Raw genomic sequence first — 15,444 nt, 5'->3', positions numbered from 1 at the left:
CTGACGGAGAGGTGTGGCAGATGACGACTACCCTGGATCAAGCCACTGCAGCGGCGCTTAACCTGCGGCTACAAGCCTGCTTAGCCGATTCGGATTATCAGGACGATCTACACGGACTGCATGTTTGCCGACTGGCGCTGGATGCCCTGGAGCAAGGTAATTATGGTGTTGCGGCGATTCTGATCGATCCGCAGGGAGAGGTGATTGCTCAGTCCGAAAACAGGGTGTTCAGTTGTGTGACTCACAACAAAGTTGATTACGCCAGAGGATCGGTATCCTACAGTAGCCGGGCGCATGCCGAAATGTTGCTGATCGATCAGCTGGAAGAGGGCTTTTTGCCCTATGCACCAGAGCAACTGACGATGCTGGTGACGCTGGAACCCTGCCCGATGTGTACTGCGCGGCTGTTGTTGTCTGGAATCGGCTCAGTTCGCTATATCGCAAACGACCCGGAAGGTGGCATGCTCCGTCATGTGGACAAGCTGCCTCCAGCCTGGACAAATCTGGCACAACTGCAAAACCATTATCACGCCCATGTATCCGCACCCGTCAGGCAGCTTGCCACTGATATTGGCGTGGCTAATCTCACCGCGCTGCGAGCTCAGCTGGTACAGCAGATCCGCCCCTGACCCTGTTTTGTGCGTCTGCAGAATGCTATAATCGCGCTTTTTTGCCGCCATCCCTCCATTCTCAGGAAAAGTGTTTTCTTATGCTGCAGTTGATTTATAAGCGTTCCCAAAGCATCAAGTCCGACGTATTGTCAGGTTTGACCGTCGCCCTGGCGCTGGTGCCGGAAGCCGTTGCCTTTGCCTTTGTCGCCGGGGTTGAACCGTTAGTGGGTCTCTATGCTGCTTTCATGGTGGGTTTAATTACCGCGACTATCGGTGGCAGACCCGGAATGATCTCCGGTGCCACCGGTGCGCTGGCGGTGGTGATGGTCAGTCTGGTGGCAGAACACGGTATTGAGTATCTGTTCGCGACCGTAGTGTTGATGGGAATATTTCAGATTCTTGCGGGTACTTTTCGCTTGGGTAAGTTTATCCGTATGGTGCCTCATCCGGTGATGCTGGGTTTTGTAAACGGCCTGGCGATTGTTATCTTCCTGGCGCAGATGAAGCAGTTTCAGGTGGCTGATGCTGAGGGTGTGCTGGGCTGGATGCAGGGGGCTCAATTGGGCGTCATGCTCGGCCTGGTCGCACTGACGATGGCCATTATCCATTTTCTGCCCAAACTCACCTCCGCTGTACCCTCTACGCTGGTGGCTATACTGGCGGTGACCGGGATCGTCATCGGTCTGGATATTGATTCCGCCCGTAGTGTACAGGATGTACTGATTGATATGACTGGCGATCCTGCTGCCAGCATCGCCGGAGGGTTGCCCCAGTTTCATATTCCGATGGTGGATATCAATCTTCAGACGCTGAAGATTATTGTTCCCTATGCGCTGATCCTGGCGGCGATTGGCCTGATTGAATCGTTGCTGACACTGACACTGATTGATGAGATTACTGAGACCCGTGGTCGTGGTAATAAAGAGTGTGTGGGGCAGGGGGTTGCGAACGTGGTGACTGGCTTCTTTGGTGGTATGGGCGGTTGTGCCATGATCGGTCAGAGCATGATCAATATCGGCTCTGGCGGTACCGGTCGTGCATCCGGTATCTCTGCTGCGCTATTCCTGTTGCTGTTTATTCTGGTGGGGTCCAGTTGGATTGAGATGATTCCGGTGGCGGCGTTAGTCGGGGTGATGTTTATCGTGGTGATCGGTACCTTCGAGTGGGCCAGTATCAACCTGATGCGTAAGATTCCGCCCTCTGATGCGATCGTTGTCGTGACGGTGACGGTTGTGACTGTGCTGACCGATCTGGCCATTGCGGTGATTGTCGGTGTTATTGTGTCGGCACTGGTGTTTGCCTGGAAACATGCGAAGCATATGCGTGTTGATACCCGTATTGAGCAGAATGGTTTTCTGAAAATTTATAAACCCCATGGTCCGCTTTTCTTCGGCTCTGTTCAGGCGTTTAGGGATAACTTCACGCCTAAGTTTGATCCGCAGGAAGTAATTATCGATTTCGCTAACTGCCGGGTAATGGATCACTCTGGCGTTGAGGTGATTGACTCTCTGGTTGAACGATATGAGAAAGCGGGAATCGATATTCATATCCGCCATCTCAGCAATGAGTGTATCCGGTTGCTGGAAAAAGCGGGCAGTGCCGTTGAGATCAATCGTGATGAAGACCCGGACTATAAAGTCGCTGATGACAAACTGGGCTAATCTGAGGCTTGTTATATCCTGAAAAACCGCGACAATAGTCGCGGTTTTTTATTTTATATGGATTAAAGTATGGAAATTGGTCTGATTGTCGCCTTTATTTTATTGGGAACGGTGGTGGGTTTTCTGGCTGGCCTGCTGGGGATCGGGGGAGGCCTGGTGATGGTGCCGGTGTTGACCTCGCTGTTTATCTGGCAGGGCATTCCTCAGGATCAGGTAGTGCACCTTGCGCTGGGCACCTCAATGGCATCTATCATTATTACCTCTATCTCCAGTATGAGGGCTCATAATAAAAAAGGCGGTGTACTCTGGTCTGTTGTGAGAATGATCGCTCCGGGCATTGTGGTTGGGGCTTTTCTGGCGACCTTTCTTGCTTCGGTGCTCAGCTCGGCTACGCTGGGAATCTTTTTTGCTTGCTTCCTGATGTATGCATCGGTGCAGATGTTTTTAAATATCAAACCTAAGCCCTCCCGTAATCTTCCGGGTACTCCGGCACTGTTTGCAGCAGGAAGTGTGATTGGCAGTATATCGGCGCTGGTTTCCATAGGGGGAGGCACACTGACCGTTCCCTATCTTAGCTGGCACAATATCGATGTTAAGAAAGCGATCGGTACCTCTGCGGCCATCGGTCTGCCGATCTCCATTGCAGGCTCTATCGGTTATCTGCTAAACGGCTTATCAGCTGACCTGCAGATCGATTATGTGGTTGGTTTTATCTACCTGCCCGGGGTGATTCTGATTTCGATGATGAGCTTTTTTACCGCACCCGTTGGCGCTCATGTTGCTCATCGGTTGCCGGTGCCGGTGCTGAAGAAAGTCTTTGCGGTATTGCTGCTGGGACTGGCGATTAAAATGATCATCTCGGTGATCTGAGCCAGGACGCGAGTGCTCAGCCGCTCGGTCATATCAGTATCGTTCTTATTAGCATCAAAGACGGGTATGACGGAGATAAAATCGCAGGCACAAAAAAAGAGCTCCAGTTCCCTGAGCTCTTTTTTAATGTTTTTTGCTTGGGCCATCCCGTTTTAAAACAGGTCCATACTGTAACCTCTTCGCAATCCCGGAAGAGGCTTCCCATCCATGGAAATTTTTTTGCGAAATACCAGTCAGCGTCCTGCCGATAGGTCGTGTCCATATCGCGTCTGTAAGTCCGTGTCCCCCAGCCTGTTCTTCAAATCCTTGAAGAGCGTCGATCCAACGGGGACAAGTATCGCCATAACATGACTATGTGAATATAGGAAAAAGTCTTAATTTTGTCTTAATGGAGCGACTTCGGTGTCTTTAAGGCGAGACATGCTGTTGCACCTGATTCAGGTCAAACTTTTTGCTGTTAGAGCAGACTTTTCAAAACTGATGCCAGGCCAGCCGTGGACTATAAAGTTACGGATGTTGCCATGATCGGTTCCCTCAGGGTTCTTCAGCACGTCGTTGCGATAGAAGCGGCCGAAGCAGTTCAGGGTGTGCTGCTCTGACAGGTTGTTTATCTGCGCAAAGGCAAATATTTTACAGGAGCCTTCGTTGGTTCCCGCTTCATTTACCAGGTCGCCGTTGCTGAAGCGAGTCGGTGTGTAGTCATAGTTGGCCCCGATAACCGCGATAGTGTCTTCAAAATCAAAACCACTGTTGCTCTCAAGTTGCTCAATAAACTGTTGAAGATCCATTCGGTATTCCTGCTTTATCGCTATTTTTGAAGATTGAAAGGTATAGAGTTAAACGGCGCTTATTCCTGCTGTAGCAGGAGTGCGTGAACAAGTTCAGTATTAGGGATATCGATGTTGAGCTGAACCGCGCGCTGGATTACCGCTCCGCTGATGCCATCCAATTCCAGCGGCCGGCCTTTCTCTTTATCGACCAGCATCGAGGTTTTGATCGCATCAAAGCTGCTGATCAGCTCAAACATCTCATCGACATCCTCTTTGCTCAGAATGACATCATCGGCAACGGCAACGGCGGCGACTTCCTGCATCATCCGATATACGGTTTTACCATAGGTGGGGTGTGATGTCAGAGTGCGTGTGTCCAGCCGGGTCAATGCGGAGAGGGGGTTCACGCCGTTGTTGATCAGTAGTTTACGCCACAGTTCATGACGGATATCTGGGCTGATGCGGGTGGGAATGCCTGCCTGGTTAAATAGCTCTGCAAAAGTTTCCAGCGCTGCAGGGTTAAAGATATGATCGCTTTGCTGGTTAGGCCAGCTGCCCATTACCACCTGAGCGGGCCCCGTCGCCTCAATCTGGCCCGGCGCTATGATATGACCGCCGATTCTCACTGCCAGCCCTCCGAGGGTGCGAGAGCGTCCCAGAGCCTGTTCAATCAGGGGTTCATTATCGACACCGTTCTGTAATGATAAAACCGCTACATCCGCAGTTTTCAGCCAGGCGTTGAGCTGGTTTAGAATGGGGGCTGTGGCGCCTGCTTTAAGCGTCAGTAGAATAAGGTCGAAATCAGCGCATTGGTAATCGCTAAGCAGGGTATCAATATTGACCGCATCGACCGGCTGGTGAAAGCTGAGATCAGGATGAGTGATCTGCAGGCCATTCTGCTGCAGTGCCTGAAGATGTTCGCCCCGGGCCAGATAACAAACCTGATGGCCCTGAAGCTGAAGTCTGGCGCCGTAATAGCAGCCTATTCCACCGGCACCGATGAAAAGAAAACGCATTGTGCTACCTACTCATATCATTGTCTGGATGAGGATAGCACTTTACCTGAAAAGATGACGATTTCCACCCGCTGTTGCGCTTAACCGGGTGTTTTAGCCGCGTGCGATACCCGGTTTACCCCGTGACGGACGGCGATTGCCTGGTTTTGCCGGACTGTTTGCGCCAGGATTGGCCCGGCCACTGCGTCCAGCTGTCTGCTGGGCATTACCAGAGGGTTTACTCTGACCGGTATTAGCTGCGCTGCGTTGTGCGGGTTTAGCCTGAGCCGGTTTTCCACTCTGAGCTGCCTGTTCGGGACGATTGCCGGAGCTCGCCCGATGACGTTTGTTTTTGCCAGCCGGTTTATGACCCCTGGCAACATCGGAGGAGCGTTGCCCATCTTTGTGCTCACCCTGAGGTTTGGCTCGTTTGGGCTTGTTAGGCTTGCGCTTGTGGCTGCTCAGGCTTGACTCAGGAAGGTTGTGCAGCGGTTGGAAACCCAGCACCTCTTCCCGATCCAGTACCCGTCCGATCAGGTTTTCAATATCAGACAGCTGATCAAACTCATCAGCGCTCACCAGCGAGATAGCCTGACCACTGGCACCGGCACGACCGGTCCGGCCGATACGGTGAACATAATCTTCAGCCACATTGGGCAGGTCAAAGTTCACTACCTGGGGCAACTGATCAATGTCCAGTCCCCGGGCAGCGATATCGGTTGCGACCAGTACCTGAATTTTGCCCTGTTTGAATTCCAGCAGCGCTTTGGTCCGCGCCCCCTGGCTTTTATTGCCGTGAATCGCGGCGGCATTAACACCACCAGCTTCCAGGTGTTTGCACAGTTGGTTTGCACCCCGTTTGGTACGGGTGAATACCAGCACCTGATGCCATTGGTGTTGCGCCAGCAGTTCGCTGAACAGGGCTGATTTCTGTTTCTTATCAACCGGGCAGATCCACTGTTTTACATTGGTCGCAGTGGTGTTGCGCGGTGCTACTGAGATCTCGACCGGGTTGTTCACCAGGCCTTTCGCCAGGGTGCGGATCGAATCTGAGAAGGTGGCTGAGAACATCAGATTCTGGCGCTGTTTAGGCAACAGATTGATGATTCTCTTGATGTCATGGATAAAACCCATATCCAGCATCCGGTCCGCTTCGTCCAGCACCAGTATTTCAACTTTATTGAATTTAACCGCGTTCTGGTTAAACAGATCCATCAGACGGCCTGGGGTGGCGATGAGAATATCGACCCCTTTACGCAACTGCATCATCTGCGGGTTGATACTGACACCACCGAAGACGACTGCGGAGCGTAATGGCAGATGTTTGCCGTAGTCCTGCACGCTCTCGGCAACCTGCGCCGCCAGTTCCCGGGTAGGGGTCAGAATCAGTGCGCGGATCTGGTTGCCCTGGGCACGTTCGCCACGGCTTAACAGTTCGAGAAGAGGCAGGGTGAAACCGGCAGTTTTACCGGTACCGGTCTGGGCAGCGGCCATCAGATCTTTACCCTCCAGCACGGCAGGAATAGCCTGAGCCTGAATGGGGGAAGGGGTCTCGTAACCTTTATCGGTAACGGCATCAAGTATCGGTGCCGACAGGCCCAGATCAGTAAATTTCATGCACTCTCTCTATAACAGGATTGTCAAAATGACAGGAGCGCGAAGGATACAGGAAAGGCGGTCGAAATGGCAGTGATTATGCGGTTGCTGTACAACTCAGTTGCCATACCTGTACGGCATCTTCACTGAGGTTAGTGATGACATTGGGGCCCATTTTCTTAAAATCTTCGCCGAGAATCTGAATCGGTGAGATCAGGGGCGCTTTACGTTCTTTATCCGTTTCGTTGCCTTTTTCTTTATCGGCCTGCCGCTGACGCCATTGCAGTGCCTCCTCAGACCAGTTCTCTGCGCCCTTCAGTTGAAAACCGCTTTGCTGCAGCTGTGCGGATAACGCTTCAAAGGTAATCAGGTGTGACTGCTCTGCGGTGCGTGCCCAGGGCACGGGATAGCACATCTGTTGCTGATTAGGTCCCTGTAACACCTCATGAAGTAATAATGAGCCATTAGCATTCAGGACTCTCAGGCATTCCTGCAGACAGCGTTCAGTGTTCGGAATATTCAGCAGGCTGTGCTGGAATATGATGCAGTCAAAACAGTTGTCGGCGAAAGGGAGTTGTTGCGCATCACAACTTATCACTGAGGATAGAGGGGTACCTGACAGTTCAGTGAGCGCCCTATTTAAGCGGTTAAACCGGTGGGTGATATCGATGCCAATAACCTCGGCATTAAACTGACTGGCGATCATTCGCATCAGTCCGCCCGCGCCAGAGCCGATCTCCAGAATACGACGGGGTTGCTGTTGTTGCAGTAGTTTCAGAAGCTTCTCCGAGGCTTTAATACCGCCGATATGCAGCTGGTCTATCGGTGCCAGCTGATAGAGGGTGGGGCCGTCAGGATATTGCAGGCGGAGCTGATTCAGCAGGGTGGTTTCATCCATGTGATGGCTGTAGTGCTGATCGATATCCATAACCATAGGTTTTCCAGATCTATAAACGAAAAAGGGGCTTCAACAGTTGTTGATCAGAAGAATTTAAACCAGTGTGTTTAATCTTCGGTCAACTGACGTTGAAGCCCCGCTATGTTAACGCTTAATCCGCGTGTCAGATATCATCAAGTCCCAGTTCTTTGATGGAGATCTCGCGCATCTTAAATTTCTGGATCTTGCCCGTCACCGTCATCGGGAACTCGTCAACGAACTTGAAGTAGCGGGGGATCTTAAAGTGGGTGATCTGACCCTTACAGAAATCCCGCAGCTGCCCTTCGGTGACACTCTCTGAATCGGCACTCAGTTTCACCCAGGCGATCAGTTCCTCGCCGTATTTCTTATCGGGTACACCGGTCACCTGAACATCGATAATGTTCGGGTGGGTGTAAAGAAACTCTTCAATCTCTTTCGGATAGACGTTTTCGCCGCCCCGGATCACCATATCTTTGATCCGGCCGACGATCTGGATATAACCCTCTTCATCCATGGTCGCCAGATCGCCGGTATGCATCCAGTGGTGTTCGTCGATGGCACCTTTGGTGCCCTCTTCGTTGTTCCAGTATTTGATCATCACACTGTAACCCCGGGTGCACAGTTCGCCAATCTCGCCCCGGGGCTGTATCCGTCCGGTGAGCGGGTCGACAATTTTGCTTTCCAGGTGTGGCTGGGTGCGACCCACCGTGGTGACCTGCTTTTCGAACGGATCATCCGCCCGGGTCTGGGTCGACACCGGGCTGGTCTCGGTCATGCCGTAAGCGATCTGCACCTCTTTCATATTCATCTTGGAGTTAACCGCTTTCATCACCTCAGCCGGGCAGATCGAGCCTGCCATAATGCCAGTGCGCAGGCTGGAGAGGTCATATTTGTTAAAGTCGGGATCGTCCAGTTCGGCGATAAACATCGTCGGCACACCATACAGCGCGGTGGCTTTCTCTTTTTCGACCGCTTCCAGTACCGCTTTAGGCTCAAAACCTTCGGTGGGGTAGATCATGGTCGCGCCGTGAGTCATACAGCCCAGATTGCCCATCACCATGCCGAAGCAGTGGTACAGCGGCACTGGAATAATCAACCGGTCTTTATGGGTAAAGTTCTGACTTTCGGCAACAAAGAAACCATTGTTAAGAATGTTATGGTGACTCAGGGTGGCCCCTTTGGGGAAACCGGTCGTGCCGGAGGTGTACTGAATATTGATCGGGTCATCAAACTGCAGGGTCGCCTGAATATCTTTAACCTGTTGCAGATCGACTTTATCGGCCTGTTCGACAAAGGCGTCCCAGCGCCACATACCCGGATGTTGTTCATCTGCGAGGTTGATGATGCATTCCAGGGTTTTCAGTTTTGCCGATTTCAGCTTGCCGATTTCGCAGCTGCTCAACTCTGGCGCCAGCTCCAGCAGCATCGCTGTGTAGTTGGATGATTTGAAACTGTCGGCGGTCACCAGAAACTTAGTGCCTGATTGATTCAGTGCATATTCCAGCTCGTGCAGACGATACGCCGGGTTGATATTCACCAGAATCGCACCGACCTTAGCAGTCGCAAACTGGGTGATTGTCCACTGGGCGGTATTGGGCGACCACATGCCGATACGGTCACCGGGCTTAACACCGACGGCCAACAGTGCGCGGGCGCACTGCTCGACCTTTGCTTGCAGTTCGGCGTAGGTCCAGTGAATATTCTGATAATGAACGATTAACGCATCGTTATCAGGATAGGTGGCACAGATCTCATCAAACTTGTCGCCGATGGTCATGCCAAGCAGAGGGGTGTTACTGGTACCACTGGTATAACTGGGTTGTGCATTACTCATTGCTTCATCCCTTCATTATTTTTATATATCGAGGGTTTAAATGTCCGTGCTGTCAGCCTGATCAGCCCGTACATCCGCTTATTTATTTAACGTGCCTGAGAGTGATATTCAGGGTTGGGTTGCATATCTACCGCACCAGCAACCCGGTTGGTCATGTTGTAAAAACCGACCACATTGGCGATATCCCAGATATCCCGGTCACTGAACCCGGCATCCCGCAGCGCCTGACGATCACTCTCTTCGATGCAGTCTGGTGACACAGTCATCTTAACGGCGAAGTCCAGCATTGCCCGGTGACGTTGTGACAGCTCAGCTGCGCGGTAGTTAATGGCGATTAGTTCGCCGAGCGCAGGGTCGCCGGAGTAGTTTCTCACCGCAGCACCGTGGGCCGCGATACAGTAGAAACAGTGATTCTGAGACGAAACGGCCACGGCTATCATCTCCCGTTCCAGGGTGGTCAGATTGCTGTCGCCAAACATCAGTTCGTTATAAAACTTAGAGAAAACTTCCAGCTGAGCAAGATTCTGGCTGTAAGCTTTCAGCACGTTCGGTATCATGCCCAGCTTTTCATTACAGATATCGAAGTATCTTTTAACATCATCCGGCAGTTCGTCACGTGACGGATAGTGCAGGTCCAGCGCGGTAATATGATCAGGTTGAGACATGGTATTACTCCGTATTATTTTTGTCCGTCAGCGCCAAAAAACAAAGGTTTGTAAAACGACTAATCTTAATTTCCATCATATACTAGGGTAAACCCTTATTTTCTTTCAAGAGGAAAGTGTAAAGATAGAAATTAACCTCTGTATCGCACTGTTCGTGTTTTATTTACAACCCATTGCCAGGGCTACTTTAGAGCCGCTGGTACGCCCCAGTTGGGCGGTAATCCAGTGGCCCGTCTGCGCCAGCTTTTGCAGATCGACGCCGGTTTCGATACCGAGGCCGTTCAGCATATAAAGCACATCTTCTGTTGCCACATTACCTGAAGCGCCTTTGGCATAGGGGCAGCCACCAAGACCGGCAACCGAGGCATCAATCACTGCGATACCTTCCTCGACCACGGCATACAGATTAGCCAGGGCTTGTCCGTAAGTGTCATGGAAGTGTGCTGCCAGCTTCTCTATAGGCACTTGCTTGCTCACCGCTTCCAGCATCCGCTTGGCTTTAAGCGGAGTGCCCGCGCCGATGGTGTCACCCAAAGAGATCTCATAGCAACCCATATCCAGCAACTCACGGCTAACCGCTGCCACCTGCGCAGGGTCTATCTCGCCCTCGTAGGGGCAGCCCATCACTGTGGAAACATAGCCCCGCACCCGGATATTGTTTGCTTGCGCCAGTTTGATCACCGGCGCGAAGCGTTCCAGGCTCTCACGGATAGAGCAGTTGATGTTTTTCTGCGTGAAGGCCTCTGAGGCGGCGCCAAATACGGCGACTTCGTCCGCACCGGCTGCAATCGCGCCTTCAAGCCCTTTCAGGTTGGGTGTCAGAGCTGAGTAGGTAACCCCACTTTTACGCTTGATACCATTCATTACCTCACTGGCATCGCCCATCTGCGGCACCCATTTGGGCGATACAAAGCTGGCCGCTTCGATATGGGTCAGCCCGGTCTCGCTGAGCCGGTTGATCAGTTCGACTTTAATTGCAGTATCAATCACCGCCCCGGGTTCGTTCTGGAGGCCATCTCTGGCCCCCATTTCAAACAGGCGTACATGCTTGGGAAACGCCATAGTTATGCCTCCGCCACGTCCAGGGAGATGAGTTCAGCGCCGTCTGCAACCAGGTCGCCTTCAGCGAAATAGATCTCGGCCACCGTGCCATCATGGGGCGCTTTCAGACTATGTTCCATCTTCATCGCTTCCATAATCACCAGGGTGTCTCCGGCTTTAACGGTTTGTCCCGTTTCAACCAGTACCGCAACCACTGCACCATTCATCGGCGCGGTCAGACTGTTGTCAGCGGCATGATCATCGCTGCCAAAGGTTGCCCGATGCTGCTCACAGATAAACTGCTCGCCTTCGTGGAACAGGGTTAACTGATCGGCATCGTTATACAGGTGTACGCTGAGACGGTGGCCGTTGATTACGACATTCAGCAGGTCATCATTCAGCTGTGCGATGACATGATAGCTGGCATCATCAATCTGAACCTGATACTGGCCTTTGTTGCCACCTTCAAGAATGCTTAGCTGATATTCGGTGTCAGCATGAATAAGCGTCAGCGGTCGGGCATACTCAGAGTTAAGCCGCCAGCTGTTCTGATAACCAAAAGGAGAGTGAGGGTCATCCGGGTTATTGGCTTGCTGTTTGGTTTTTTCGCTGAAGAAACACGCCGCCATCACCAGACAAAACGCGCTGTTCAGATTGCTTGCGGGGAACAGCAGGGCTTCATGTTTCTCAATAAAGCCGGTATCCAGATCCAGCGCCTTAAAGGGGGCGCTGCCTGCCAGGTTGCGCAAGAAGCGCAGGTTGGTTTTCAGACCGCTGATGCGGTACTCCTCCAGTGCCTGCTCCATCCGCGCGATGGCGCGATCACGGTTATCATCCCAGACGATCAGTTTGGCGATCATCGGGTCATAGAACACGCTGACCTCATCGCCTTCAACCACGCCGGTATCAACCCGAACATGCTGGCTCTCCTGCGGGGTACGCAGGTAACGCAGGGTGCCGGTGGCGGGCAGAAAGTCATTATCAGGATCTTCCGCATATATCCGGGCTTCGAGTGCATGACCGTTGATGCGGATCTCATCTTGCTGCAGGGGTAGTGGTTCGCCACTGGCGATCCGCAGCTGCCACTCCACCAGATCCTGTCCGGTAATCATCTCAGTAACGGGATGCTCTACCTGCAGTCGGGTGTTCATCTCCATAAAATAGAACGAACCATCGACGTCATAGAGAAACTCGACCGTACCGGCGCCGACATAATCAATTGCCTGAGCCGCACGGACTGCCGCTTCACCCATCGCTTTACGGGTTTCATCGGCGAGGTTAGGCGCTGGCGCTTCCTCAATTACTTTCTGGTGACGACGCTGTACTGAACAGTCCCGTTCTGCCAGATAGACGCCGTTACCCTGTTTGTCACAGAACACCTGAATCTCGACATGACGCGGTTGGGTCAGGTAGCGTTCGATCAGCATATCCGGATTGCCAAAGGCATTTTTCGCCTCACGGCAGGCGGATTTCAGCGCTTCATCAAACTCATCAATCGAGTTAACCACCCGCATCCCTTTACCGCCACCACCGGCAACCGCTTTCAGCAGTTGGGGGAAGCCACAACGGACTGACTCCTCTTTGAGTACGGCAGGGTCCTGATCTGCACCGTGATAGCCGGGTACCAATGGCACTGCGGCATGCGACATAATCTCTTTGGCGGCGGATTTTGACCCCATCGCCTCGATAGCCGCAGTCGGTGGTCCGATAAATTCAATGCCGTTATCAAAACAGGACCGGGCAAACTCAGCGTTTTCTGAGAGGAAACCATAACCCGGATGGATCGCCTGAGCGCCAGACTTTTTTGCGATCTCAAGAATTTTGTCACCGCGCAGGTAACTTTCACTGCTGGGCGCAGCGCCAAGCAGAAATGCTTCATCCGCCATCGCCACATGACGCGCGTTTTTGTCAGCTTCAGAGTAGACAGCGGCACAACGTATACCCAGACGGTGAGCGGTCTGAATTACTCTGCAGGCGATCTCCCCCCGGTTGGCAATTAGAATTTTATTAAACATGCCGTTTACTCCTGAATCCAGTTAGGTTTACGCTTCTGCAGGAAGGAGCTGAGTCCCTCCTGGCCTTCGTCGCTGACGCGGATGTCTGCGATGCGACGGGCGGTGTCATCGATCACTTCGCTGGTGATCTCTTTCTGGCTTACGGCATAGATAAGCTGTTTAGCGGCTTTCATCCCCTGAGGGCTATTTTTCTGCAGCGAGGCGACAAAGCGGTCGCAGGCGTCGTCCAGTTGCTCAACGTTTTCCACCACCTCATGCACCAGGCCAAACTGCTGTGCAGCACTGGCACTGAACAGCTCTGCCGTGAGGAAATAGCGGCGTGACTGCCGTTCGCCAATGGCGCGCACGACATAGGGGCTGATAACCGCAGGAATCAGTCCGATTTTGACTTCAGAGAGGCAGAATGAACTGCTCTCGGCGGCAATTACAATATCGCAGCAGGCGGCCAGGCCCACGGCGCCACCGTAGGCGGCTCCCTGAATCAGGGCGATGGTCGGTTTGCTATGGTTGTTCAGCAGCTCCATCAGTTTTGCCAGACGGCCAGCATCCACCATGTTTTCTTCATGGCTGTTGTTAGCCATCCGCTTCATCCAGCCCAGATCGGCACCGGCGGAAAAGTTCTTACCACGGGAGCGCAGCACCAGCACCCGCACTTCTGGGTCTTCGTTAGTGGCTTCAAGGCTGCGGATCAGCTGTTCGATTACTCCGTCATCAAAGGCGTTGTGTACCTCAGGACGGTTGATAATCAGTTCGGCAACACCGTTGGCGCTTTTTTCCAACAGCACCAGTTGTTGTGTATTAATCGTCATCGTCTGATCCTCCATTACATCCGGAATACACCGAAGCGGGTTTCACCCACCGGCTTGTTGAGTGCGGCAGACAGACTCATACCGATCACATCGCGGGTTTGTTTTGGATCGATGACACCGTCATCCCAAAGCCGGGCAGAGGCATAATAAGGGTGACCCTGATGTTCATAAGTGTCGATAATCGGTTTTTTGAATGTCGCTTCATCTTCAGCAGACCATTCCTCTCCGGTGCGGTCCATATTATCCCGCTTCACGGTCGCCAGAACGCCAGCAGCCTGCTCACCACCCATCACAGAGATACGGGCGTTAGGCCACATAAACATCAGGTTAGGGCTGTAGGCCCGGCCGCACATGCCGTAGTTGCCGGCGCCAAAGCTGCCACCAATGAGAACGGTGAACTTAGGCACATCGGCACAGGCTACTGCCATAACCATCTTCGCACCGTGTTTAGCGATGCCCTCTGATTCGTATTTCTGACCGACCATAAAACCGGTGATGTTTTGCAGGAACAGCAGAGGGATTTTGCGCTGACAGCACAGTTCAATGAAGTGTGCGCCTTTCTGCGCGGACTCACCGAACAGAATACCGTTGTTGGCAATGATGCCGACCGGGTAACCATGAATATGCGCAAAACCAGTGACCAGTGTGGTGCCATAGAGTTTTTTGAACTCATCGAACTCAGACCCATCAACGATACGGGCGATGACTTCGCGAACATCGTAAGGCTTTCTCAGATCGGTGCCGACAATGCCGTACAGCTCATCAGTTGGATAGAGAGGCTCTTTTGGTGCCTGGGTTTTAATGTTGATCTCTTTGCGACGGTTCAGGTTTGCCACACAGGTGCGGGCAATCTCCAGCGCATGGTGATCGTTTTCTGCGTAATGATCGGCAACACCCGATACTCTACAGTGCACATCAGCACCGCCGAGGTCTTCAGCACTGACCACTTCGCCAGTCGCTGCTTTTACCAGAGGAGGCCCTGCGAGGAAGATAGTGCCCTGATTGCGCACGATGATCGACTCATCTGCCATAGCCGGAACGTAAGCGCCGCCAGCAGTACAGAGACCCATAACGACTGCGATCTGTGGAATCCCTTTAGCGGACATGCGCGCCTGGTTATAAAAGATACGGCCGAAATGGTCACGGTCGGGGAATACATCATCCTGTTGTGGCAGGTTGGCACCACCGGAATCGACCAGATAGATACAGGGCAGGTGGTTCTGTTCAGCAATCTCCTGCGCCCGCAGGTGTTTCTTTACTGTCAGCGGGAAGTAAGTGCCGCCTTTAACGGTGGCATCGTTGGCGATGATCATACATTCAACGCCGCTGACACGACCGATACCGGTAATGATGCCCGCAGCGGGTACATCATCATCGTAGACGTTATAGGCTGCCAGTTGTGACAGCTCTAACAGGGGTGAACCTTCATCCAGCAGTGCGTTGATCCGTTCCCGGGGCAGTAGCTTACCGCGGGATAGGTGGCGTTCCTGATACTTGGCGCCGCCACCCTGATGAATATGGGCTGCTTTATCGCGCAGATCACCGACGACGGCGTCCATGGCGTCATAGTTAGCGCGAAACTCTTCTGCGCGAGGGTTAATTTTTGTTTTTATCGTTGCCATTGTTTCTCTCCGGCGTCACTTTTAAGACTTCACTCT

The 15,444-nt window shown here is 52.6% G+C and carries 13 protein-coding genes; 3 read left to right on the top strand and 10 right to left on the bottom strand.

The genetic code is table 11. The features are described 5' to 3' along the window. The first annotated feature begins 20 nt into the window (after positions 1-20). From Q0499_RS02360 to Q0499_RS02350, 3 genes are all read left to right on the top strand, one after another. Positions 21-629, top strand: coding sequence for a nucleoside deaminase (locus Q0499_RS02360; RefSeq protein WP_299195635.1), 609 nt, complete (start codon positions 21-23; stop codon positions 627-629). Positions 630-709: 80 nt separating this feature from the next. Continuing rightward, entirely contained in the window at positions 710-2,272 is a 1,563-nt protein-coding gene (locus tag Q0499_RS02355) for a SulP family inorganic anion transporter (protein ID WP_299195633.1), read from the top strand. A 69-nt stretch (positions 2,273-2,341) separates the two neighbouring features. After that, positions 2,342-3,142 (top strand): sulfite exporter TauE/SafE family protein, encoded by an 801-nt coding sequence (locus Q0499_RS02350; protein WP_299195631.1) that lies wholly within the window; start codon positions 2,342-2,344, stop codon positions 3,140-3,142. Positions 3,143-3,579: 437 nt separating this feature from the next. Here the strand turns inward: Q0499_RS02350 and Q0499_RS02345 are convergent, their stop codons facing one another. The 10 genes from Q0499_RS02345 to Q0499_RS02300 form a co-directional block, all read right to left on the bottom strand. Further along, positions 3,580-3,930 carry a HopJ type III effector protein gene (locus Q0499_RS02345; protein ID WP_299195629.1) on the bottom strand — a complete coding sequence of 117 codons (351 nt, stop codon included), beginning with the start codon at positions 3,928-3,930 and terminating at the stop codon, positions 3,580-3,582. Between the two features lie 59 nt (positions 3,931-3,989). Further along, positions 3,990-4,928, bottom strand: coding sequence for a 2-dehydropantoate 2-reductase (locus tag Q0499_RS02340; protein ID WP_299195627.1), 939 nt, complete (start codon positions 4,926-4,928; stop codon positions 3,990-3,992). A gap of 93 nt (positions 4,929-5,021) precedes the next feature. Further along, positions 5,022-6,524, bottom strand: a complete 1,503-nt coding sequence (locus Q0499_RS02335; protein ID WP_299195624.1) for a DEAD/DEAH box helicase — start codon at positions 6,522-6,524, stop codon at positions 5,022-5,024. 76 nt (positions 6,525-6,600) lie between these two features. Continuing rightward, positions 6,601-7,437, bottom strand: coding sequence for a class I SAM-dependent methyltransferase (locus tag Q0499_RS02330; RefSeq protein ID WP_299195621.1), 837 nt, complete (start codon positions 7,435-7,437; stop codon positions 6,601-6,603). Between the two features lie 127 nt (positions 7,438-7,564). Further along, the gene (locus tag Q0499_RS02325; RefSeq protein WP_299195619.1) at positions 7,565-9,256 is read right to left on the bottom strand and encodes an AMP-binding protein; all 1,692 of its coding nucleotides are present in this window, start codon (positions 9,254-9,256) and stop codon (positions 7,565-7,567) included. A gap of 86 nt (positions 9,257-9,342) precedes the next feature. Continuing rightward, positions 9,343-9,921, bottom strand: coding sequence for a peroxidase-related enzyme (locus Q0499_RS02320; protein WP_299195616.1), 579 nt, complete (start codon positions 9,919-9,921; stop codon positions 9,343-9,345). A gap of 159 nt (positions 9,922-10,080) precedes the next feature. Further along, on the bottom strand, positions 10,081-10,983 hold the full coding sequence (locus tag Q0499_RS02315) for a hydroxymethylglutaryl-CoA lyase (protein WP_299195612.1): 903 nt from the start codon (positions 10,981-10,983) through the stop codon (positions 10,081-10,083). A gap of 2 nt (positions 10,984-10,985) precedes the next feature. Then, complete coding sequence (locus tag Q0499_RS02310; RefSeq protein WP_299195607.1) at positions 10,986-12,977, bottom strand: acetyl/propionyl/methylcrotonyl-CoA carboxylase subunit alpha; 1,992 nt, start codon at positions 12,975-12,977, stop codon at positions 10,986-10,988. A gap of 5 nt (positions 12,978-12,982) precedes the next feature. After that, positions 12,983-13,786 carry an enoyl-CoA hydratase/isomerase family protein gene (locus Q0499_RS02305; protein ID WP_299195604.1) on the bottom strand — a complete coding sequence of 268 codons (804 nt, stop codon included), beginning with the start codon at positions 13,784-13,786 and terminating at the stop codon, positions 12,983-12,985. A gap of 14 nt (positions 13,787-13,800) precedes the next feature. Continuing rightward, complete coding sequence (locus Q0499_RS02300; protein WP_299195601.1) at positions 13,801-15,408, bottom strand: carboxyl transferase domain-containing protein; 1,608 nt, start codon at positions 15,406-15,408, stop codon at positions 13,801-13,803. Positions 15,409-15,444 lie beyond the last annotated feature (36 nt).

Source organism: uncultured Amphritea sp., assembly GCF_937127095.1.
Lineage (GTDB): Bacteria > Pseudomonadota > Gammaproteobacteria > Pseudomonadales > Balneatricaceae > Amphritea.
The sequence above is the reverse complement of the archived record's forward strand: the minus strand, read 5'-3'. Positions and strand labels throughout refer to the sequence as shown.